The 20,333-nt window shown below is 69.9% G+C and carries 16 protein-coding genes and 1 pseudogene; 7 read left to right on the top strand and 10 right to left on the bottom strand.

The features are described from left to right. Positions 1-236 precede the first annotated feature (236 nt). From ptsP to AB0C03_RS17330, 9 genes and pseudogenes are all read right to left on the bottom strand, one after another. Positions 237-1,856 (bottom strand): annotated as a pseudogene (gene ptsP / locus AB0C03_RS17370) (phosphoenolpyruvate--protein phosphotransferase); the annotation flags it as partial. After that, positions 1,849-2,124, bottom strand: a complete 276-nt coding sequence (locus AB0C03_RS17365) for an HPr family phosphocarrier protein (RefSeq protein ID WP_210863712.1) — start codon at positions 2,122-2,124, stop codon at positions 1,849-1,851. The gene AB0C03_RS17365 and the pseudogene ptsP, both read right to left, overlap by 8 nt. Before the next feature lie 9 nt (positions 2,125-2,133). Further along, positions 2,134-3,174, bottom strand: coding sequence for a zinc-dependent dehydrogenase (locus AB0C03_RS17360; protein WP_357637731.1), 1,041 nt, complete (start codon positions 3,172-3,174; stop codon positions 2,134-2,136). Continuing rightward, positions 3,171-3,605 (bottom strand): PTS mannitol transporter subunit IIA, encoded by a 435-nt coding sequence (locus tag AB0C03_RS17355; protein WP_357637728.1) that lies wholly within the window; start codon positions 3,603-3,605, stop codon positions 3,171-3,173. The genes AB0C03_RS17360 and AB0C03_RS17355 overlap by 4 nt, the downstream gene beginning before the upstream one ends. Continuing rightward, positions 3,598-3,906 carry a PTS sugar transporter subunit IIBC family protein gene (locus AB0C03_RS17350; protein WP_210863704.1) on the bottom strand — a complete coding sequence of 103 codons (309 nt, stop codon included), beginning with the start codon at positions 3,904-3,906 and terminating at the stop codon, positions 3,598-3,600. Before AB0C03_RS17350 ends, AB0C03_RS17355 begins: the two co-directional genes overlap by 8 nt. Positions 3,907-3,910: 4 nt before the next feature. Next, positions 3,911-5,071, bottom strand: a complete 1,161-nt coding sequence (gene mtlA / locus AB0C03_RS17345) for a mannitol-specific PTS transporter subunit IIC (RefSeq protein ID WP_357637725.1) — start codon at positions 5,069-5,071, stop codon at positions 3,911-3,913. A 61-nt stretch (positions 5,072-5,132) separates the two neighbouring features. After that, on the bottom strand, positions 5,133-6,041 hold the full coding sequence (pfkB, locus tag AB0C03_RS17340) for a 1-phosphofructokinase (protein WP_357637721.1): 909 nt from the start codon (positions 6,039-6,041) through the stop codon (positions 5,133-5,135). Further along, positions 6,038-6,799, bottom strand: a complete 762-nt coding sequence (locus AB0C03_RS17335) for a DeoR/GlpR family DNA-binding transcription regulator (protein WP_210857855.1) — start codon at positions 6,797-6,799, stop codon at positions 6,038-6,040. The genes pfkB and AB0C03_RS17335 overlap by 4 nt, the downstream gene beginning before the upstream one ends. A gap of 264 nt (positions 6,800-7,063) precedes the next feature. Next, entirely contained in the window at positions 7,064-10,012 is a 2,949-nt protein-coding gene (locus AB0C03_RS17330; protein WP_357637717.1) for a DUF5005 domain-containing protein, read from the bottom strand. A gap of 445 nt (positions 10,013-10,457) precedes the next feature. On the opposite strand from AB0C03_RS17330, the gene AB0C03_RS17325 reads away from it, so the two are divergent. Further along, positions 10,458-13,454 carry an AfsR/SARP family transcriptional regulator gene (locus AB0C03_RS17325; RefSeq protein ID WP_357637714.1) on the top strand — a complete coding sequence of 999 codons (2,997 nt, stop codon included), beginning with the start codon at positions 10,458-10,460 and terminating at the stop codon, positions 13,452-13,454. A 469-nt stretch (positions 13,455-13,923) separates the two neighbouring features. Here AB0C03_RS17325 and AB0C03_RS17320 read toward each other — a convergent pair whose 3' ends face one another. Continuing rightward, entirely contained in the window at positions 13,924-14,961 is a 1,038-nt protein-coding gene (locus tag AB0C03_RS17320; RefSeq protein ID WP_357637711.1) for a DUF808 domain-containing protein, read from the bottom strand. Positions 14,962-15,384: 423 nt separating this feature from the next. Between AB0C03_RS17320 and AB0C03_RS17315 the strand changes: the two genes are divergently transcribed. The 6 genes from AB0C03_RS17315 (at position 15,385) to AB0C03_RS17290 (ending at position 20,308) form a co-directional block, all read left to right on the top strand. After that, complete coding sequence (locus AB0C03_RS17315; RefSeq protein WP_357637708.1) at positions 15,385-15,978, top strand: DUF4240 domain-containing protein; 594 nt, start codon at positions 15,385-15,387, stop codon at positions 15,976-15,978. Between the two features lie 32 nt (positions 15,979-16,010). After that, the gene (locus AB0C03_RS17310; protein ID WP_357637970.1) at positions 16,011-16,298 is read left to right on the top strand and encodes an aspartyl/asparaginyl beta-hydroxylase domain-containing protein; all 288 of its coding nucleotides are present in this window, start codon (positions 16,011-16,013) and stop codon (positions 16,296-16,298) included. Positions 16,299-16,380: 82 nt separating this feature from the next. Continuing rightward, on the top strand, positions 16,381-16,722 hold the full coding sequence (locus tag AB0C03_RS17305; RefSeq protein WP_357637705.1) for a hypothetical protein: 342 nt from the start codon (positions 16,381-16,383) through the stop codon (positions 16,720-16,722). Between the two features lie 366 nt (positions 16,723-17,088). Further along, complete coding sequence (gene fxsA, locus AB0C03_RS17300; protein ID WP_231639982.1) at positions 17,089-17,217, top strand: FxSxx-COOH cyclophane-containing RiPP peptide; 129 nt, start codon at positions 17,089-17,091, stop codon at positions 17,215-17,217. An 8-nt stretch (positions 17,218-17,225) separates the two neighbouring features. Further along, positions 17,226-18,452 carry an FxsB family cyclophane-forming radical SAM/SPASM peptide maturase gene (locus AB0C03_RS17295; RefSeq protein ID WP_307857788.1) on the top strand — a complete coding sequence of 409 codons (1,227 nt, stop codon included), beginning with the start codon at positions 17,226-17,228 and terminating at the stop codon, positions 18,450-18,452. Next, positions 18,449-20,308 (top strand): HEXXH motif domain-containing protein, encoded by a 1,860-nt coding sequence (locus tag AB0C03_RS17290; protein ID WP_357637701.1) that lies wholly within the window; start codon positions 18,449-18,451, stop codon positions 20,306-20,308. The genes AB0C03_RS17295 and AB0C03_RS17290 overlap by 4 nt, the downstream gene beginning before the upstream one ends. Positions 20,309-20,333 lie beyond the last annotated feature (25 nt).

Genomic DNA, 20,333 nt, shown 5'->3' with positions numbered 1-20,333 from the left:
CTCTGCGGAGGGCATCCTCGCCACAACAGCCGATCCCCGCCCAATGGGACGGGGATCGCTCGAAACGCGAGGAGACATCACGCTTCGTGGGGAAACAATGTGTCCGAGACTCATTGCCCTACCGTTGATGACGCTAGGGCGTCCCAGATAACGGCCACGCCTTGTCAGCTGCGGATCCGGATGTCCTCGTCAGGTGCAGCCGTCGCCCACCCGGAGCTGGAGCGGAGCACCGCCACCGCCGCCCGGGCTGCCTCCGGGCTGGGGGCGGCAAGGGCCGCCTCGGCGATCTGGCGGCACTCGTCCAGGGTGTGCGCGGCCAGGGACTCGCGCACCGCCGGGATGCTGCGGGGAGCCATGGACAGGCTGGTGACGCCCAGGCCTGCCAGCACCAGAGCGAAATCGGGATCCGCTGCGGACTCTCCACACACACCAACTGGCTTGCCCGCCTCGACGCCGGCCGTCGCGCAGGTGGCGAGGAGCGCGATCAGGGCGGGCTGCCACGGGTCGAGCAGGTCGGCGAGGTCGCCGCACATGCGGTCAGCGGCGAACGTGTACTGGCTGAGGTCGTTGGTGCCGACGCTGAGGAAATCCACGTGGCGCAGCACCTGGCCGGCGCGCAGGGCAGCGGCCGGCACCTCGATCATCACGCCGGCGGTCGGCAGGCCGTACTCGCGGCAGGACTCGGTGAACGCGGCCGCTTCCGCCGCGGTGGCGACCATCGGCGCCATCACCCACACGTCGGCGTCCGTCGCCGCGGCCGCCACCGAGATCGCGGCCAGCTGCGTGGTGAGCACGGTAGGTGTCTGCCGTGCGACCCGCAGACCGCGGACACCCAGCGCGGGGTTGGGTTCGTCGGCCAGACGCAGGAACGGCAGCGGCTTGTCGGCCCCGGCGTCGAGGGTACGCACGACGACCTTGCGGCCCGGCAACGCGGCGAAGACGTCGCGGTACGCGGCGACCTGCTCTTCGTGCGACGGCGGGTCGCTGCGGTCGAGGTAGAGCAGCTCGGTGCGGAACAGGCCGACGCCTTCCACCTCGCCGGTGAGGTCGCGGGCCGAGCCGATGTTGGCCAGTAGCGCGACGGGGTGGCTGTCCCTGGTCCGCCCGGGGCCCTGGGAGCGGGCGCGGCGTTCGATCTCCGCGAGCCGGTCCGCGTTGACGGTGCGTACCGTCTCGGCGGAGACGCCGGCCACCACGACGCCGCTCGCGCCGTCGAGACTGGCCAACGCGCCGTCGGCCACGTCCAGGATGCCCGCGCAGCGGACCACGGCCGGGATGCCGAGGGTCCGGGCCAGGATCGCGGTGTGGCTGGTCGGCCCGCCCTCGGCCGTGACCAGGCCCAGCACCAGGTCCGGTTCGAGACCGGCGGTGTCGGCGGGCGCCAGGTCGCTGGCGATGAGCAGGTACGGGTGGCCGGGGTCCGGCACGCCCGGCATCGGCTGCCCGAGACACGCCGCGACGAGGCGGTCCCGCAGGTCGTCGAGGTCGCTGACCCGCTCGGCGAGGTACCCGCCCGCGGCTTCGAAGGCGGCCCGGTGCCCGGCGAGCACGTCGGTGAGCGCGTGCGGCGCGTCCGCGCCGCCGTCGATCGCGATGTCGGCCGCGTCGATCAGTGTCTCGTCCTGCGCCATCATGACCTGGGCGCGCAGGACCTCGGCGGCGGTCGCGTCCACTGCGGTGTCAGCGCGACGGGTCAGGTCGGCGGCGACGACGAGGACGGCTTCCCGCACGGCCGCCTTCTCGGCAGCGGGATCAACGGTCTCCGCCGACGGCGGCAGGGCCGGCGGCGGGGCCAGCCGGTAGACCGGCCCCGCCGCACCACCGGGGCTGGCCCCGATTCCCCGAAGTTCACGCATCGACGGCGTCCAGATCACGTTCGAGGAGGTCGGCCAGGGTGTCGACGGCGGCCTGCGCGCCGTCGCCGCCGGCCTCCAGCGTGACCTCGGTGCCCTTCTTGGCGCCGAGCGACAGCACGCCGAGCATGCTGCGGGCCGGCACGGGCTTCTTGTCGCCGGTGCGGATGGTGACCAGCACCGGCTGCTTCGCCGCCTCGGCGACGAACAGCGCCGCCGGGCGGGCGTGCAGCCCGCTGGCGGAGCCGACGAGGACTGTTCTGGTGGGCAACGGATCCTCCTACGGTTCGATCGTCACCTTGATCGCTTCGCCCCGCGCCACGATGCCGAAGGCGTCGAGGGCGCGGTCGAGCGGCAGGCGGTGGGTGATGAGATCGGCGACCGGCACGGAGCCGTCGGCGATGAGTCGCAGCGCCTCCTTGTTGTGTTCCGGGCTGGAGCCGTTGGCACCGACGATGGTCAGTTCGCGGTAGTGCACGAGGTTGGAGTCCAGGGAGATGACCGGCTTGTCCTTCGGCAGGCCGCCGAAGAAGCTGATCCGGCCCTGCCGTGCGGTCATCTGCACCGCCTGCTCCTGGGCGGCGCCGGCGGCCGTGGCGGTGATGACGACGTCGGCACCCCGGCCCTCGGTGAGCTTGAGCACCGCGTCGACGACGTCGGTCTCGGCGCCGCAGATCGCCGCGTCCGGCTGCACCAGGTTGGCGGCCAGGTCGAGGCGTTCGCGGTTGAGGTCGACGAGGAACACCCGGGCCGCGCCGCGTGCCCGGGCCAGGCGGACGTGCAGGCAGCCGATCGGCCCGGAGCCCACGACGACCACGTCGTCGCCCTTCCCCACACCGGCGAGGTTCTGGCCGTTGAGGACGCAGGCGAGGGGTTCGGCGACGGACGCCTCGGCGAAGCTGAGTCCCTCGGGGATGCGGTTGAGCCCGTCGACGGCGAGGACGTTGTGCGGCACGACCATGTGTTCGGCGAACCCGCCGTCGAAGTGGTATCCCATCGACACCTGGTTGGGGCACACGGTCATCCGGCCGCGCCGGCACTCCGCGCACGTACCGCAGGGGATGGCGGCGATGACCTGGACCCGGTCCCCCGGCCGCCAGCCGGTGACGTCGGCACCGACCTCGGTGATCTCACCGGCGATCTCGTGGCCCATGACGCGCGGCGGGGCGATGTGGTGGTGGCCGAAGCGGGAGATCTTCACGTCGGTGCCGCAGGTGGAGCATGCCCGGACGCGGATCATCACGTCGGTGGGGCCCGGCGTGGGCTCGGGCGCGTCCTCGATGCGGACGTCACCGGGTGCGTGGAATCGGACGACCTTCACGATGGGTTCCCCTCAAGGATGGTGATCACGTCATCGACACTCGTCGACTCTCGTAGCCGCTGCGCCTGCGCCGGGTCCATCAGCACAGTGGCGAGCTGGGCGAGGATGTCCACGTGCCCGTCGCCGGCGGCCGCGATGGCGACGCAGACCCGCACGTCGAACCCGTCCCAGTCGACGCCGTCGGGGAAGCGCAGCACCGCGAGGGTGTCGCGCTGGACCGACTCCTTGCTGTTCAGCGTGCCGTGCGGGATGGCGACGCCCTCCCCGATGTACGTGGAGACGCTCTGCTCGCGGGCGAGCATCGCGTCCACGTACGCCGGGGCCACCGCGCCGACCTCGACGAGTACCGCGCCGCAGCGGCTGATCGCCTCGTCCCGCGATCCGGCCCGCTCGTCGAGCCGGATCGCGTCACGGGCCAGCAGCTCAGCCACTGAGCTCACCGCCGCGCTGCACCGCGTTCACGACCCTGGTGACGGCCGGGTCGCCGATGAACACCTGGATCGGCACGATCACCGTGTCCGGCGCGCTGACCCGGGCCCGGGCGACGAGCCCCTGGTGGCAGATGACCACGTCCGCGTCGGCGGGGATCGAGTTGACCGGCGTGTGCTCGACGGTCACCGCGTTCTTCGCCAGTTGCCGCCGAAGTTGGCTGGCCAGCATCACGCTGCTGCCCATGCCGGCGTCGCAGGCCACGACGACCTTCTTGATCTCGGTGCCGTTGATGGTGGACATGTGTTCAGACCTCCTGCTTCGCCGACTTGTCGAGGGTCTCGTCGGGGTCGACTGCCTTGTCCTCATCTGGGTGGTCAGCCGTCTTCTCGTCAGGGCCGACAGCGTCCGCGTCGGGCTCGCCGCGCCCGAAGCCGAGCAGGGCCGAGGCGACAGCGAAGGTGACGGCGGCGGCGACCACGACGCCGAGAACGACCCCGAAGTGGCCGCCCTTGGGGGTCACCGCGAGGTACGCGAAGATGCTGCCCGGCGAGGGGGTGGCGACCAGCCCCGCACCGGTGATCACGAAGGTGCCGACGCCGGCCGCACCCCCGGCGATCATGGCGAGGATCAGCTTCGGCTTCATCAGCACGTACGGGAAGTAGATCTCGTGGATGCCGCCGAGGAACTGCACGATGATCGCGGCCGGGGCGCTGGGGCGCAGTGCGCGGGGGCCGAAGACCATGAAGGCGAGCAGCAGACCGAGGCCGGGGCCGGGGTTCGACTCGATCATGAACAGGACCGACTTGCCCTTGTCGGCCGCCTCGGCGATGCCCAGCGGGCCGAACACGCCGTGGTTGATGGCGTTGTTGAGGAAGAGCACCTTGGCGGGTTCGACGAGCACCGAGGTCAGCGGCAGCAGGTCCCTGCCGACGAGCCAGTCGACGCCCGAACCGGCCTGCTTGGTGAGCCATTCGACCACCGGGCCGATGCCGTAGACGCCTCCGATGGCCATCGCGGCGCCGATGATGCCGGCGCTGAAGTTGTCGACGAGCATCTCGAAGCCGGGACGAATCCGGTTCTCGACCAGGCCGTCGAACAGTTTGAGGACGTACGCCGTGAGTGGCCCGATGATCATCGCGCCGAGGATCATCGGCACGTCCGCGCCGACGACGAGGCCCATTGTCGCCACCGCACCCACGACGGCACCGCGCTGGCCGTGGACCAGCCGGCCGCCGGTGTAGCCGATGAGCACCGGTAGCAGGATGCTGATCATCGGGCCGACCAGTTCGGCCAGGGTCTTGTTGGGGATCCAGCCGGTCGGGATGAACATCGCGGTGATCAGGCCCCAGGCGATGAACGCGCCGATGTTGGGCATGACCATCGCGGCCAGGTAGCCGCCGAGGCGTTGCACAGTGGCCCTGAGGCCCTGGCCCTTCACCTCTGGTGTGTAGGAGGAGGAGGTCACGGGGGGTATCTCCTTCATCGAGGGGCGGACCAGACGGCCGCGGGGGAAGAAGCTCGTCCGGCTAGGGGTGGATGGTGACGTGGTGGCGGAACAGGTCTGCGGGGCCGGGCATCCGGCTGCCGGGCAGGCTCACCGCGGCGGCACCCCAGGCGAGGCCCTCAGCGAGAGCGGTGGCACCCTGGGCGCCCGCAGCGAGGAACCCGGCGAGCAGCGCGTCGCCGGCACCGACTGTGCTGCGGGGCCGGGCGACCGGACAGGTGCCGGTGCGGACGCCGTCGGCGTCGACCAGGACAGCGCCGTCAGCGCCGAGGCTGGCCACGACGGTGCCGGCTCCCCATTTCCGCAGGCACTGAGCGGCATCGACCACGTCGTCGAGGTCAGTCAGCGGGGTGCCGACCACGTCGGCCAGTTCGTCACGGTTGGGCTTGAGCACTGTCGCCCCGGCGAGGGCGGCCTCGCGCAGGGCAGGACCGCTGGTGTCGACGGCGACCTGGACACCGGCAGCGCGCAGCTTGCGGCACAACTGGGCGTAGGCGTCAGCGGGCAGGCCGGGCGGGACGCTGCCGCACAGCACGACCCAGTCGGCGCTGCTGGCGCGGGCGAGAACACGGTCGATCACCTCGTCGAACTCAGCGCGGGACATGGCCGGGCCAGGCTCGTTGATTTTGGTGACCGTGCCGTCGGGCTCGGCCAGGGTGATGTTGGAACGGGTCCTTCCGGAGATCGACACGGCGAGGACCTCGACACCCTCCGTCTGAAGTAGGCGGATGAGCTGGTTGCCCTCGTCGCCGCCGGACGGCAACACCGCTACCGACGGCACCCCGTTGGCCAGCAGGGCACGGGACACGTTGACGCCCTTGCCGCCGGGGTCGAGGTGAGCTGTGGCAGCCCGGATGACCTCGCCCCGGGTGAGTGAGTCGACCTCCACGGCCCGGTCGAGGCTGGGGTTGAGGGTGACGGTGACGATCATGCGCGTACCACCCGGACGTTTGCGGACTCCAGGTCACCGACCAGATCGACGTCGGCACGGCTGTCGGTGATGAGCAGGTCGACGTCGGCCAGCTCAGCGAACCGGGCCAGATAGTCGTTGCCGAGTTTGGTGTGATCGGCGAGCACCACAGTGCGGCGGGCCGCACGAACCATCGCCCGCTTCACCGCCGCCTCGGACGGGTCCGGGGTGGTCAACCCGCGCTCGACCGAAATGCCGTTGGTACCGACGAACGCAACGTCGACGTAGAGGTCCGCCAACGGCGACAGCGCCCAGTCGTCGACGGTCGCCAGGGTCTTCCCGCGGACCCGCCCACCCAACAGCAGGACGTTGAGGTTGGCGTAGGTACCGAGGGTCGCGGCGATGACCGGCGAGTTGACCACGACGGTCAGCTCCCGGTCGACCGGCAGCAGCTGGGCCAGCCGGGCGGTCGTGGTGCCGGCGTCGAGGATGATCGCGCCCTCCTCGGGCACCTCGCTCAGGGCGAGCTTGGCGATGCGCTCCTTCTCCTCGATGAGCACCGCGTCACGCGCCGCCAGCGCGGGCTCGAACCCGAGTCGCTCAACCGGGATCGCTCCACCATGGACGCGACGCAGCACCCCGGCCCGCTCCAGGATGGTGAGGTCGCGGCGGATGGTCTCCGACGTCACGTTGAGTCCGTCGGCCAACCCGGCCACCTCGACCCGGCCCACGTCCCGGGCGATGCGAAGGATCTCCTGCTGTCGTTCTTCGGCGTACATCGTGTTGTTTCACCGCCGTTTCGTTTTGCTTGTGCTTTGTTTACGCCCGCTTTCCGGGTAAGTCAATGGATGAGCCACATGAAGCCACATTGGACGGGCGAGGGTCTGCCGTCACCTGGGCGAATGCCGAATGGTCGCCGCCCTTCGCCAGCTCTGGCGATGGGCGGCGACCACGTCGCGTCGCGCTCTTGGCGCCACGCAGCGGCGCCGGTGATGCCCGATCGTTTCGGCGGGCGTGTCCTACGCCCGGCCGAACCGCAGCAGTTATCCGAGGACGAATCGGAAGAAGCGGGGGCGGTAGATGCCCGGATCGCGGTAGTGATCCGCGTCCGGGGAGACGCGGGTGTCCATGCTGTTGACGTTGTAGGAGGCGATGAAGGTGTCACCGGAGCTGAGCGCCGGGTGCACGTGGGCGTTGTAGGAGATGACGTTGGGGTTCCAGTAGCTGCCGTAGGGGCCGGGTTCCGGCATGCGGTAGACCGGGGTCTTCTGGGTGAAGGGGCCGTACGGTGAGCAGGACGTCCAAGCGTTGATCTGCCCGCTGAACGCCTCGGTGCTGTCCTGGCTGAGGAGGAGGAACTGTCCGCCCCAGGGGGTGACGCTGTACTCGTTGGCGATGCCGGTCAGCAGGTTGCGGGAGTTCTGCTCCCGAAGCGTCCAACCCCACGGCGTGTGGTACTGCCAGGTGCCGTTGGCGAGGTCGCTGCCGTACACCCGGGCGATGCGCATCTGCTTGTTGATCGGGGAGTCGTCGACGCCGTACACGTAGGTGTAGCCGTCGCCGCTGCGGCTGGCCGGCAGCAGCCCCGAGCCCCAGGCGACCCCGCTGGCCGAGGGCAACTCCCGGACGCTGACCGGGGTCCGCAGGTTGGACAGGGCGAAGTTGGCGACGACGTTGCGGTTGAACCGCCAGTCCCAGGCGCCGGAGCCGAAACGCTCGTACTCCTGGTACACCACTTGAAGTTGTCCGCCCGAGAGGTGGCCGTCACCGACCCAGTACCACTTGCCGGGCCCCGACGGCGGCATCAACGCCCGAGGGGCCCCGGCGGTGCCACCCTGGTAGGTGGTGAGGCTGCCGCCGTTCTGCACGACGAAGGTGTTGTTGACCAGCGGCGCGCTCACCGGGCGGGTGCCGTCGCCGTTGAGCGGGCCCATCCAGGTGTCGGAGAACAGCCACACGATCCGGCCGTCCGGCAACTTCACCGAGTACGTGGAGTCGCCACCGGTCCAGCCGTCCGGCGTGCTGGCGGCGTACCTGTTGAACGTGCCCTCCGGCTCGACGGTGATCTCGACGCTGCGCACCGAGAGCGGGCGCAGCGCGCACGAGCGGGCCGTGAGTGGCAGCACACTCTCCACATTCGTGGTGAACGTCTTCGGGCTGCCGTCCGCGTCGGCGGAGTGGATGTCCAGTTCGGTCCAGGTGGTCACCAGGGTGGCCACCATGGGGTACGCGAAGTTCGGCACCGTGATCAGTCCACCCGCGTCGGGATGGCGCACGGTGTGGATGCTCGGGTACTTCGCCAGCGTGCCGGTGCTTCCCGTCGGCGACCAGACGACGACGGCAGATCTGCGGTTGGTGTCCCTGGTGGTGTCCACCAGCAGGGTCGAGCAGTATCCGCAGCTCGCGTCGCCGGAGTTCTTGACCGCGCGGAAGTCGTGGTAGACAGCACCGCCCTTACGCAGGATGTCCTGGTACTCCACCTGGGTGCCGGCGGGCGTCGAGTGACTCTTGCGGGCCGGTCTGGCACCCCCGAGGGCGTCGCCGCTCGTCCCGCTCGCGCCGGTGAGGTTGCCGCGCCACAGGCTCGCGTCGGAGTCGGAGTAGCCGTAGATGCGCCAGGCGTCCACCGTCGGTGCGGGCGCGGCGTTCGCCTTGGCCAGCCGATAGTTGGCGATGTGGTAGTTGAGGAGCATGTCCGCGAAGTTCAGGCCGTAGCCCGCAGCGGTGTGCCGGATCGCCTCGATCGGCAGATGGTCGTGGTCCCGGACGCTTTCCCACGTGCGTCGCACGAAGGAGGCATCGATCTGCTCGGTGAGGTAGGTCGGCAGCAGGAACGCGCCATACTGTGGACCGCCGCCCAGCCCGCCCCAGGAGTTGAGTGCCGCCCCGGGCTTGCTGAGCACGTCGTAGACGTTGCGGGCGTACAGCTTCTCCTCGCCGGGGATGGGCACGTACGGCGCACGGGCGTAGGTCTGGCGGGTCGCCCACTCCGCGGTGGCCTCCATCCACCAGTTCATCGAGCCGAACTCCTTGCCGCCCACGAAGAGGGCCAGGTAGTCCAGGCCGACGTCGGACCGATCCCAGTACTGGTACTGCATGACGTGGAACAGCTCATGCCGCGGCAGGTAGTCCCAGTCGTCCTGCCCGTTGGGCACCAGCATGGTCGCCTGCTGGTTCAAGCCGAACGGCAGGACGAACGGCGCGTCGATGGGCAGGCCAGCCCCGCCGACGATCGGAATCTCGTCGACGCCGTAGACCAGCACCCAGGGCTTGCCGTCCCGCACGGGCAGCGGGTAGCCCATCTCGCGATACTCGTCGACGGCGATCGAGAGCGCGTTCAGCAGATGCTGCACCGCCTTCGCCCGGCCGTTCGGGTTGGCGTCCGCCGGGATGCCCGGCCTGCCTCCACCGGCGATGTTGTAGAGGACGAGGAATTCGCCGGCCGACGCCCGGCAGCGATAGGTCACCCCGAGGTAGTCGTACGGTTCGGCGGCGCAGTCGTCGTAGTCGGCGGCCGTGGCGGCGCCGGCAGGCACCGCGACATCTGGCGCGATGGCCCGCGCCGCCTCCGCATCGGCGCTCGCCGCCAACATCGACAGGTAGGTCAGATATCGCTGCGGGTCGTGGATGGCACCGGTCGGCCGAAGGTGCACCGGCAACGACCGGGGCGAACGCACCGCGGCCAGGCCATACCGCACGGCGTCGTCGCGGGAGAGCTTCCCCCGGTGGTACGCCGAGAGCACGCGTTCCCCGGGGCCGAAGTCGGGCGGGGCGGCCGTCCTGCCGGTGGCGGTGCCGAGCGGCGCCTCCTTGAACGGCGTCGGTCGCGGGACCGGCGGGGCGGCGACCGGCGGTTCGGTGTGCGGCGGCGCGACGGCTCCGACGGCGGCTGGCGCCGTGGCCGAATCGGGCGCCGCCTGCGCGACGCCACTGGTCAACACTGCCGCTGCCAGCACAACTGTCGCGCTGATCAGGGCCAGGGGGTTTCTCATCGCACTCCCTCTATTGGCTGACCGGCCGGTGCCGGTGCCGTCCGGTGGACGGCGCGTCCGGCCGGTGGATCGTTGTGCTCGGCCAGCAGCCATCACACCGGCGATGCGGAGAACATCGCCGTGGCAAGCGAGGTGGCAGGGTCGTCCGACACGGTGTTCACCGGTCTTCGAAGCCCGCCACGTCATCGGCGACTGCCTCTCCCCCAAGGCCGTCGCCCAGTCGATGCGTCGCTCGTCGCCCCCGGATAAGCGCACCGGACCGTGCGCACCCCTCGTCGTTCGCGGCCACCCCCGTGCTGGCCGCGGCGCGAAGCGCACGCTCGTACCGCCCGCTCACTGTCAGCGGGCTCGACCATAATCAGGGCCGGCGCATGCAGCGATCTTGCAAAATGCTTGCAGAGGAGTCGCGCCGGCCCGCACAGGCAGCGACGGCAGGGATGTGCACATGGAGTTTCGGGTCCTCGGGCCGGTGGAGATCTGGTCCGAGGGTGTCCGTCTCGCCATCGGAGGACGACAGCCCCGGCTGCTCCTGGCGGCGCTCGTTCTGGAGGCCAATCGACCGGTACCGGCGGACCGGCTCATCGACCTGATCTGGGCGCAGGCGCCCCCGCCCAGCGCACGAGCGACGGTGCAGGCCATGGTCTCGCGCCTACGGGCCACCTTCCGGCAGACCGGTGCATCCGCGCAGTTGCTGAGCGAGCGCGGCGCCTACCAGCTGCACACCGATCCCGCGACCGTCGACGCACACCGCTTCTCCGCCCTCGTGCAGCAGGCCGCAGGCTCCTCCGACGATCCCACCACCGTGGAGTTGCTGGACCAGGCGTTGGACCTGTGGCGAGGTGAACCACTGCTCGACGTCGTCGACGATTCCGGACGCCGACTGCTCTGTTCCGGTCTCATGGAGGCCCGTTGGACGGCTGCGGAGGACCGGGCGGACGCGCTGCTGCGCCTGGGTCGCACGAGGAGAGTGGTGCGCGAGGTGTCCGACCAGGTGGCCGGACAGCCCTATCGGCATCGCCTCGTCGGTCAGCTCATGACAGCCCTGTATCTCGAGGGCCAGGCCGATCGAGCATCGGAGGTCTACCGCAATCTCCGCACCCGGCTACACGACGATCTCGGCCTGGAACCGTCACGCGAGCTCAGCCGCCTGCACCGGCTCATCCTCAGAGGTGATCCGGTGCTGCCGGCGGAACGCGGCGACGCACTGTCGAGCGTCCCGCACCGTCCGGAGGAGCTGCCACAGGACGTACCAGGTTTCATCGGTAGAACTGACGAGATGACCCATCTCGACCAGCTATCGGGCGGGTCCAGCGCCACGACGGTCTGGGTTGTCAGCGGAATCCCCGGAGTCGGAAAGACGGCGCTGGCGGTGCGCTGGGCGCATCGGGTGCGTGGCGCCTTCCCCGATGGTCAGATGTTCATCGACCTGCGCGGCTTCGACGTCGAGCGTCCACCCGTCACACCGTCCGCCGCGCTCGGACAGCTACTTGGTGGGCTTGGTGTCGACCCCCGCGTTGTTCCGGACGATCAGGACGGCCGGGTCTCGCTGTTCCGCTCGACGATGACCGGCCGCAGGATTTTGCTGGTGCTGGACAATGCTCGTGACGCCGACCAGGTGATGCCGCTGATCCCGCCCAGCGGCACTGTCCTGATCACCAGCCGTCGTCGGCTCGGTGAGCTGGTCGTCCGGGCTGGCGCCCGATCTCTGCTGCTGGGTGTGCTCAGCCCGACGGACTCCGTACGGCTGCTGGCGGCGATGCTCGGGGACGAGGCCGTTCGGGTCGAGGCCGGCGCCGCGGCCCGCCTCGCCCACCTCTGCGGGCACCTGCCACTGGCACTGCGGATAGCGGCAGCGAACCTGCAGACGAGCGGCCATCCCCACATCGCCGGACTGGCCGAGGAACTCGATGAGGGCGATCCTCTCACCAGCCTGACCGTCGACGGTGCCGACGAGGGCGCGGTCACGAAGGCCTTCGCGATGTCGTATCGGGCCCTGCCCACCGCTCAGCAACGAATGTTCCGTCACATCGGGCTGGTCCCCGGTGGCAGCTTCACCGCCCACGTCGCCGCCGCGCTCGAGGGGGTCGCGCCCCCCATCGCGACGAGAACACTCCGCGCCCTCGCGTCCGCACACCTGATCGAGCATCAGGGAGGCGACAGATACCGGTTTCACGACCTGCTCCGCCAGTACGCCGTGGACCGGCTTGTCACGGAGGACGACGACACCACCCGTCACGACGCCCGGCAGCGTCTACTTGAGCACTATCGCAGCAGGGCCGACGCCGCCGGACGTCAACTCATCCCCCACTTCCTCAGGCTCCCCGGGCCGGTCCCGCAACAATCGTTCCCCGATGCCGACGAGGCGCTGGCGTGGCTGGACGCAGAGGCAGCCAATGTCATCGCAGCGATCAACGCCGCCGACCACGGGCATGCACGCTTTGTCTGGCAGCTCACCGACGCCCTACGCGCCTGGTTCCACCAGCGTGGACGCCGCGCCGAGTGGCTGTCCGCAGCCACCAGAGGGTTGGCTGCCGCGGAGGCCGCGAACGACCTGACAGCCCAGGCCAGCATGCACCTGAGCATCGCCCTCGCCCACGTCACCGCCGGCCGATACGAGGAAGCCCGCCAACACCTCCTCGACGGCCTCCGCATCAACGCCCATGACCGGTGGCCGGAGGGACGCACGGCCCTGTTGAACAATCTCAGCGCGGTGCACCAGCGCCTCGGCAATCCCCGAGCCGCAATCGACTGCGCCCAGCGATCCCTGGAGCTCAACCGGCAATACCGCAACGACGGCGGCGAGGCCATGTCCCTCGCCAACCTCGGCTTCGCGCACTGGCAGCTCGGTGCGCTGTCACAGGCGGACCAGCACATCCGGGACGCCCTAGCCTGCGCGGAACGAAGCGGCTCACGGTACAACGAAGCGGTCCTTCTGGTTGACCTCGCGGGCATCCGCCGCGACCGTGGAGACCGGGAAGCCGCCGAGGAGTTGTACGACCGGGCGCTGGTCGCCAACCGCGATCTTGGCTACCAGTACGGCGAGGCGACGGCGCTCAGCGGACGTGCGTTGTTGTGGTCGATGACCGACCGCGCACCACGCGCCTGCGCCGACGCGCGACATGCAGTGGCGTTGACGCAGGAGATCGGCGACGCCGGCACCGAGGCGTGGGCACGAGAGGCTTACGGTCGCGTGCTACTGGCCGCTGAACGGCCAGCAGAGGCAGCCGAGGAACACCGTCTGGCGCTCGACCTGGCCCGGCAGACCCGGTTCGTGTGGTGCGAGGCGAGTGCGCTGGTGGGGCTGGCGGCGGTGTGCCTGGCCACCGGGCAGCCCGACGTCGCTCGCGAGCACGCCAAGGCCGCGCTGCGCGTGGCGAACGAAGCCGGTTACCGGCTGATCGAGTCGCGCACGCTTGGGCTGTTGAAGACGCTCGACGACTGAATCGGCGGTGAGTCGGGAACGCACGCACCCGCGGCTGCTGTTCCCTGCTCGGACGGGGCGACGCGACGTGGTTCACCTGCGGCCACGTGCCGGCAGTGCCGTTCCACCCAGGTCAATGTGGTGTGGCGCATCCAGTGGTCCTGATGCCGTACACGGCTACCAGGGCAAGCTTTCGCGCTTGTGTCGGTCGATCAAATCGTCGGGTCGCGGACGGGTCTGCATGATCTGCTGGCGCGGTTCGCGCACCGGTGAGCGCGATGATCGCAGTCGGTCTCGACCATGAGATCACCACGATTCGACCCTTCGGCCACATCCATCGATGGTCACGATGGCGACGACGACACCGATACCGCGCCAACACGGCCCACTACCAGCGAAGACTCCGACTCCACCGGGTGCGGCTGGAGTACCAAAGGGCTTCAGCACCAGAACGCCTGACCCCCGTGGTCGAGTTGCGATGATGTCGCGGTCAACCGCGCGGCGCTTGGTCCGCAGGGGCGTCGCGGCGCCGAGCTGCACGGCTCGGCGGCGCGGGGATGGTGCCGTCAGTACGAGTCGTGGCCGCCGCAGTCGCAGCCGCAGCCTTGGATGTGCGGCGGTGCAGCGTGAGAGTCATGACCAGCACGACCAGCGCTCCGACGATCAGCCCGAGGACCGCGCTGGCCACCGTGTTGACGAGCCAGCCGACGAGCCCGCCGAGAACACCCGTGGCGTCGTGGGCGGCGACCTCCACGTGGTGCACGGCCTCGTACAGGAAGTGCAGGTTCAGCTCGTTCGTGCCTAGCAGCAGGATGTGCCCACCCACCCACAGCATCGCCGCGGTGCCGACTACCGTCAGCACGCTGAGGACCACCGGCATCGCCCTCACCAGACCGCGGCCGAACGTGGCGACGGCGCCGGAACCTTGCGACAGGCGCAGCCCGGCGTCGTCCATCTTGACGATCAGGGCCACCACGCCGTACACCAGGACGGTTATGAGGACGGCGACGACAGCCAGGATCGTCAGGCGGGACCAGAACGCCTCATCGATCACCTCGTTAAGGCTGATGACCATGATCTCCGCCGAGAGGATCAGGTCGGTTCGTACCGCCCCAGACACCAGTGTCGTCTCGTCCTGCACCTTCTCTTCGCCCGCGCCGGAGGCACCGTGATGGGCGATCTTGGCCCACACCTTCTCCGCGCCTTCATAACAGAGGTAGGCGCCGCCGAGCATGAGGATCGGAGTGAGCAGCCAAGGCACGAACTGACTGAGCAGCAGCACCGCCGGCAGGATGATGAAGAACTTGTTGCGCAGCGACCCCACGGCAATGCGCTTGATAATCGGCACCTCGCGCTCGGCCGCCAGGTTCCGCACGTACTGCGGCGTGACGGCAGCATCGTCGACGACGACACCCGCAGCCTTGGCGCCGGCCTTCGCGGCGGCCGCCCCGATGTCATCGATCGACGCGGCAGCGGCCCGTGCCAGCACCGCCACGTCATCCAGCAGGGCTACGAGTCCACCGGCCAAGGGAGGGTCCTTCCAGGGTTGCGATTCGAACTGGCCCATTCTCGCTCAGGTCTCTGCGCGCGGCACGCCACCGCCCGGCCGTATCTTCTCGGCGATGAACTTCATCGCCTTCTGATCGCGGATCACGGCCGGCGGCAGGCCGGACATCCGCAGAACAGTGGACTGCTTACGAGGCGCACTCAAGAGCCGCTCACGCTCGTCAGCGTCGATTCCATCTCCCATCACCCGGTTGACGGGCGGTCTCCAGCGGTGGCGGTCTGCACCGTTACCCCTACGCCTGCCGAGACAACCGCTACCCATGACGACCGGCTCGCGTCCGTGAGCGCATGCTCAGGGTCAGGAAGGCTTGAGCGGCTGCTCGCGACTGGTGCCTGGGTTGCAGGGCATGAGTTGTGTCGGTTGGCCGTGGAAGACCCTCGCGCTGTGGATGTTGACGAGTTTTGGGCGGTCGTGGAGTCGGCCGGAGCGGGTCTGGACGGGCGGACCGGCGACGACGGTGAGGCCGTTGCTGCGGCACTGGTGACGCGCTTGGCCGCAACATCACCGAAGCGCATCCTCGAGTTCCAGGAGCTGTTCGATCAGCTCCATGACGCGCTCTACCGCTGGGACGTGTGGGCGGCCGCGTACCTGATCGGCGGTGGATGCTCGGACGACAGCTTCATAGATTTCCGGGCCGGAGTTATCGCGCTGGGACGCGAGTGGTACGAACGTGTCCTGGCCTCCCCCGACGGACTGGCTGGCCATCCCGTGGTACGACAAGCCGCGGCCGAGGAAGAGGACGGCACGCTGTTCGCCGAGTCGGTGAACTACGCAGCCAGCGAGGCGTACGAACAGGTCACGGGTGGTGACGACGACGCCTTCTACGAAGCGATGAAGACCCGCCAACACGTTGCGGTCAGCATCGACGAGGCCCGCGAACCCGACATGGGTGAGGACTTCGACTTCGACGATGATGACGAGATGCGGAGGCGGCTGCCCCGGCTGGCCGAGCTATTCCTCGACCCCAGCGAGGATTGATCTCGGCAGCTGAGCCCGGACGCTTGGAGACGGTGCGGCCAAGGCAGGACGGGATCCCTTCCCGGCGGTGTTCGTCCGCCCGACGGCTGGACTTCTCGGATGGCTCCTGGCACCCACATCAAGCCCATCAGGGATGGGTTACCACCGTTTACCGCGCCCATCTCGGACTCGTCGTGCCGCAGGACTGCGCGCCGCGAGTGGGCGACGAGACCCGACAGTGGCGCGAGGGCGAAACCTTCGCCGCCGACTGCCGGGCGTGCGCAGCACCCCTGGGCATCACGCTCGATGCAGCGCGGTACGCGGTTGAGGCGTGCATCTGATCATGGCCGAGGTGCGACCAGGGCGAGGCCGAAGCCGGGCACGGTCAGCAGGGGATTCTTTGCAGTCGCTAGGGTCGCCATCGTGAGCGATCATCACGACGGCACTTGGACGCTGCATCGGCGCGACGACGGCCGGGTACTCGCTGGTCTCGTGGTGACCGGTGGTGACTTTCCGTGGCTGAATGCTCGTGTCGATCCGAGGGAAGGGCTTGCGGAGGTCCGGACGCTCTTCGCCGAGGAGTTGCGGCTGCTCGATGGCGTCGATGAGGACGCGGAGTCCTGGGAGCGCGCATACGAGGCAGTTCGGAACACCGTCACGCTTCGGTACCCGGACGGCCAGGAGGTTCCTGAATTCCTGCTTCACATCGATGGCAACGAGGCGTGGTGGCGGTGGAGCGACGAGCCGTTTAGCGAGGAGCAGTGATCTGCCACGATGGCTGGCTTCCCAGCGGCCGTCTCGAACAACGGCGTCACAAGCGGGCGCGGTGGCGGAGGTTTGCCGCGGGTGATCCGCCGGATGGCGGCGGGCGCGGCGCCCCGACTTCCGCGACCACTGCCAGAAATCGGACAGCCCCCGGTACGCGCGCCGGCTATGGACTGTCCGGGGCGGAGCGTCGGCCGTAGACTGACCCGGTTGTCCGGCATCCACTGGTACCTTGGGCTAGTTTAGGAAATTTGCTCCGCCTCCAGCTGCCGCGTTCGGAGCCGGTCAGGATCACTAGCATGCGATTGTCCTATAGAGGAATCGATGGAACCCACGGTCGATGATTATCTGTCTCACCAATTGGATGTGAGCAAGATCAGCCTCGCCGAACTCCGGGAGGCGAGGCAGGGCGCGTTCGTGCACTGCCTGGAGCGGATTCTCGACGAGCTGGACCGACCGCAGGACCCCGTCGCTGGTTTCACCTCCGCGATCTGAACCCCGTCGTGGTCACCAGCGCGCCGCCGTCACTTCCTCTGCCGTCTGAATGGCCTCTCGGCGAGTCACCGCTGGACATCACACCGGCCGGTTGGCGGCCCACCCCGTTCCACGACTTCGTCGTCAAGCTGCACAGTCGGTGCGACCTCGCCTGCGACTACTGCTACATGTACGAGCTGGCCGACCGTTCCTGGCGAGGCCGGACGGCCTTCATGCCCGACGAGGTCGTCGACCTGGCGACCCGGCGCATCGCCGAACACGCCCGCGACCACCGCCTGTCGACGATCCGGGTCATCCTGCACGGCGGCGAGCCGCTGCTCGCCCCGCCCGCCACGTTGCAGCGGGTGGTCAGCACGCTGCGTGCGGCGCTGTCGTCCGGGACGGTGGCACAGTTCACCGTGCAGACCAACGGCACCCGCCTGACCGAGCAACGCCTGCGCCTGCTGAGCGCCGCCGGCCTGCGGGTCGGGGTCAGCGTGGACGGTGGCCGGGTGGCCAACGACCGGCACCGCCGGCACCTCGGCGGCCGGAGCAGCTTCCCCGCCGTCGACCGCGCGCTGCGGCTGTTACGCGAGCAGCCCGACCTGTTCGCCGGCATACTCAGCGTCATCGACCTGCGCAACGATCCGGTTGAGACGTACGAGACGCTGCTGGCGTACCAGCCCCCGGCCCTGGACTTCCTGCTGCCGCACGGCAACTGGAGCGAGCCACCGCCGGGTCGTCCGCCCGACGCCAGCACCCGGTACGGAGAGTGGCTCGTCGCCGTCTTCGACCGGTGGTACGACGCGCCCCGGCGGGAGACCCGCCTCCGCCTCTTCGAAGAGATCGTCGTGGGCGTACTGGGCGGCCACAGCAGGTCGGAGCAGATCGGACTGAGCCCCGTCGGGGTGATCGTCATCGACGTCGACGGGTCGCTCGAACAGGTCGACACGCTGCGCTCCGCCTACGAGGGCGCCCCGGCCACCGGCCTCACCGTGGCCGATCACCCGTTGGACGCCGCCCTGCGGCACCCGGCCGTCATCGCCCGACAGATCGGCGCGAAAGCACTCGCTCCGGCGTGTCTTGATTGTTCGGTTCATCCGGTCTGTGGTGGAGGGTACTATCCGCACCGATACCGTAAGGGCTCGGGATTCCGCAATCCCTCGGTCTACTGCGCCGACCTGCGATATCTGATCGACCACATCGCCGGCCGCGTACAGGCCGATGTCGCCCGAGTGATGAGGCAACGCGCGTGACCGACGTGATCCGACTTCCCGCCCGGTCCTTCAGCCAGCTCGCCGCGGGCCACGGCGACGCCGAGACGATCGCCCGGCTCCGCCGCGGCCAGCTCAGCCGGCGGCTGTTCCTGCTGCGGGCACTGCTGGACGCCGACTCGTCCCCGGCCACCGAGGCCTCGCTGGAGCTGCTCGTCCGCGCCCAGGCCCACCGGCCGGAGGCCGTCGACGAGGTACTGCTCGCTCCGCACGTCGGCTCCTGGCTGACGGTCACACTCCGGCGACTGCGGGCCGGCCCCGCCACGGTGCCGCCCCGCAGTCGCCGCTCCGGCGCCACCGTCGTGGCCTCCCGCGACGTCAGCCGGCTGGGCGAGATCGCCGCGGCCGCGGCGGCCCGGGCCGGGCTGGACTTCACGATCGAGCTGTCCAGCACCGACGGCCAGGTCATGCTGCCGACGTACGGACGCGCCGAGTCGGGGACCGGCAGCGTCACCGTCACCGCCGAGGACGGCCGGCTGCGGATCGGCCCGGTCCTGGTACCCACCGACCCGTCGGCGGACGCGCCCGGCTGGTCCGGTCTGCGCACGATCACGGCCCAGGCCGCCGGCCGCACGCTGCGGCTGATCGTCGACGACCTCGACCCGTGCCGCGACATCCACCAACTCCGGGCGGCGGGCCGGCTCTCCGACCCCGAGCTGGCCGGGTGGCAGGCGGCCCTCGACGAGGCGTGGCCGGTGCTCGTGCGGTCACATCCCGGCTACGCCGAGGGGATCGCCGCGGGACTCACCACGATCGTCCCGCTGGTCGCCCCCGAGGAGAGTTACGGCGTCAACGCGACCGCCATGGAGTCGTTCGGCGCCGTGTCCCTGACCCCACCCACCGATCCACTCGCCCTGGCGGCGGCGCTGGTACACGAGTGGCAGCACGCCAAACTCGGGGCGCTGCTCGACCTGATCCCGCTGCACCACGCCGATTCGGAACCCCGGCACTACGCGCCGTGGCGCGACGATCCCCGGCCGCTCGGCGGGCTGTTGCACGGTGTCTACGCCTTCTTCGGGGTCACCGACTTCTGGCGGGTGCAACGGAGGGTCCAGCGCGACGCCGCCGCCCGGTTCGCCGACTTCGAATTCGCCCGCTGGCGCTCCATGGTCTGGCAGACCACCGAGCTGCTGCACGGGGTCCCGAACCTGACCGAGGAGGGCCGGCGGTTCCTCGCCACGCTGACCGAACGGCAGCGCCGCTGGCTCGCGGAACCCGTCTCCCCGGCTGCGGCCTCGCTGGCCCGGCAGGTCACCGCCGAACACCGGCTCGGCTGGCGCCTGCGCAACCGGGTGCCCGATCCGCACCGGGTGCGCCGGCTGGCGGACGACTGGCTGGCCGGGGCGGCGGCCTCACCCGGGCCGATCTCCGCCGTGCTGACCCACGACGTCGGCTGGACCTCGACCCACAACGTCCGATTCGACCTGGCCGGACTCCAGATGGCAGATCCGGAGGGCTTCGACCAGCTCTGCACCGACCCGGCGCAGGTGACCACGCAGGTACCACAGGCGTCCGCCGGCGACATCGCGCAGATCCTCGGCGACCACGCGACCGCCCGCGCCGCCTACCTCCGCCAGATCCTCGACCAGCCGGACGAGCCACGATCCTGGATCGGTCTGGCGATCCTCACCGAGCTGAGCGGCGACGGCGCGGACGGGGAGACCGCCGCGCTGCACCAGATGCCGGAACTCGTCGCCGCGCTGCACCGCGAGATCCGGCGTCGCGGCGCCGACGCACCGGACCCGCTCCGGCTGACCCGCTGGCTGCGCCCCCTCGTGGCCGAGGCGCCCGAGGCGGTCAGCCCGGCGGCGGGCGCCCCGCTCGCCGCCCGGGCCTAGCCGCCGTCCTCCCGGACCCGCCAGC

It is taken from the genome of Micromonospora parva, from assembly GCF_040649675.1.
GTDB classification, from domain to species: domain Bacteria; phylum Actinomycetota; class Actinomycetes; order Mycobacteriales; family Micromonosporaceae; genus Micromonospora; species Micromonospora parva.
This window is presented reverse-complemented; position numbering and strand designations above follow the sequence as displayed.

What these genes read in the sequence shown, in the direction of transcription:
- AB0C03_RS17335 (WP_210857855.1), bottom strand. Translation starts at nt 6,799, where the DNA reads ATGTACGCCGAAGAACGACAGCAGGAGATCCTTCGCATCGCCCGGGAC.
- AB0C03_RS17330 (WP_357637717.1), bottom strand. Translation starts at nt 10,012, where the DNA reads ATGAGAAACCCCCTGGCCCTGATCAGCGCGACAGTTGTGCTGGCAGCG.
- AB0C03_RS17325 (WP_357637714.1), top strand. Translation starts at nt 10,458, where the DNA reads ATGGAGTTTCGGGTCCTCGGGCCGGTGGAGATCTGGTCCGAGGGTGTC.
- pfkB (WP_357637721.1), bottom strand. Translation starts at nt 6,041, where the DNA reads ATGATCGTCACCGTCACCCTCAACCCCAGCCTCGACCGGGCCGTGGAG.
- AB0C03_RS17350 (WP_210863704.1), bottom strand. Translation starts at nt 3,906, where the DNA reads ATGTCCACCATCAACGGCACCGAGATCAAGAAGGTCGTCGTGGCCTGC.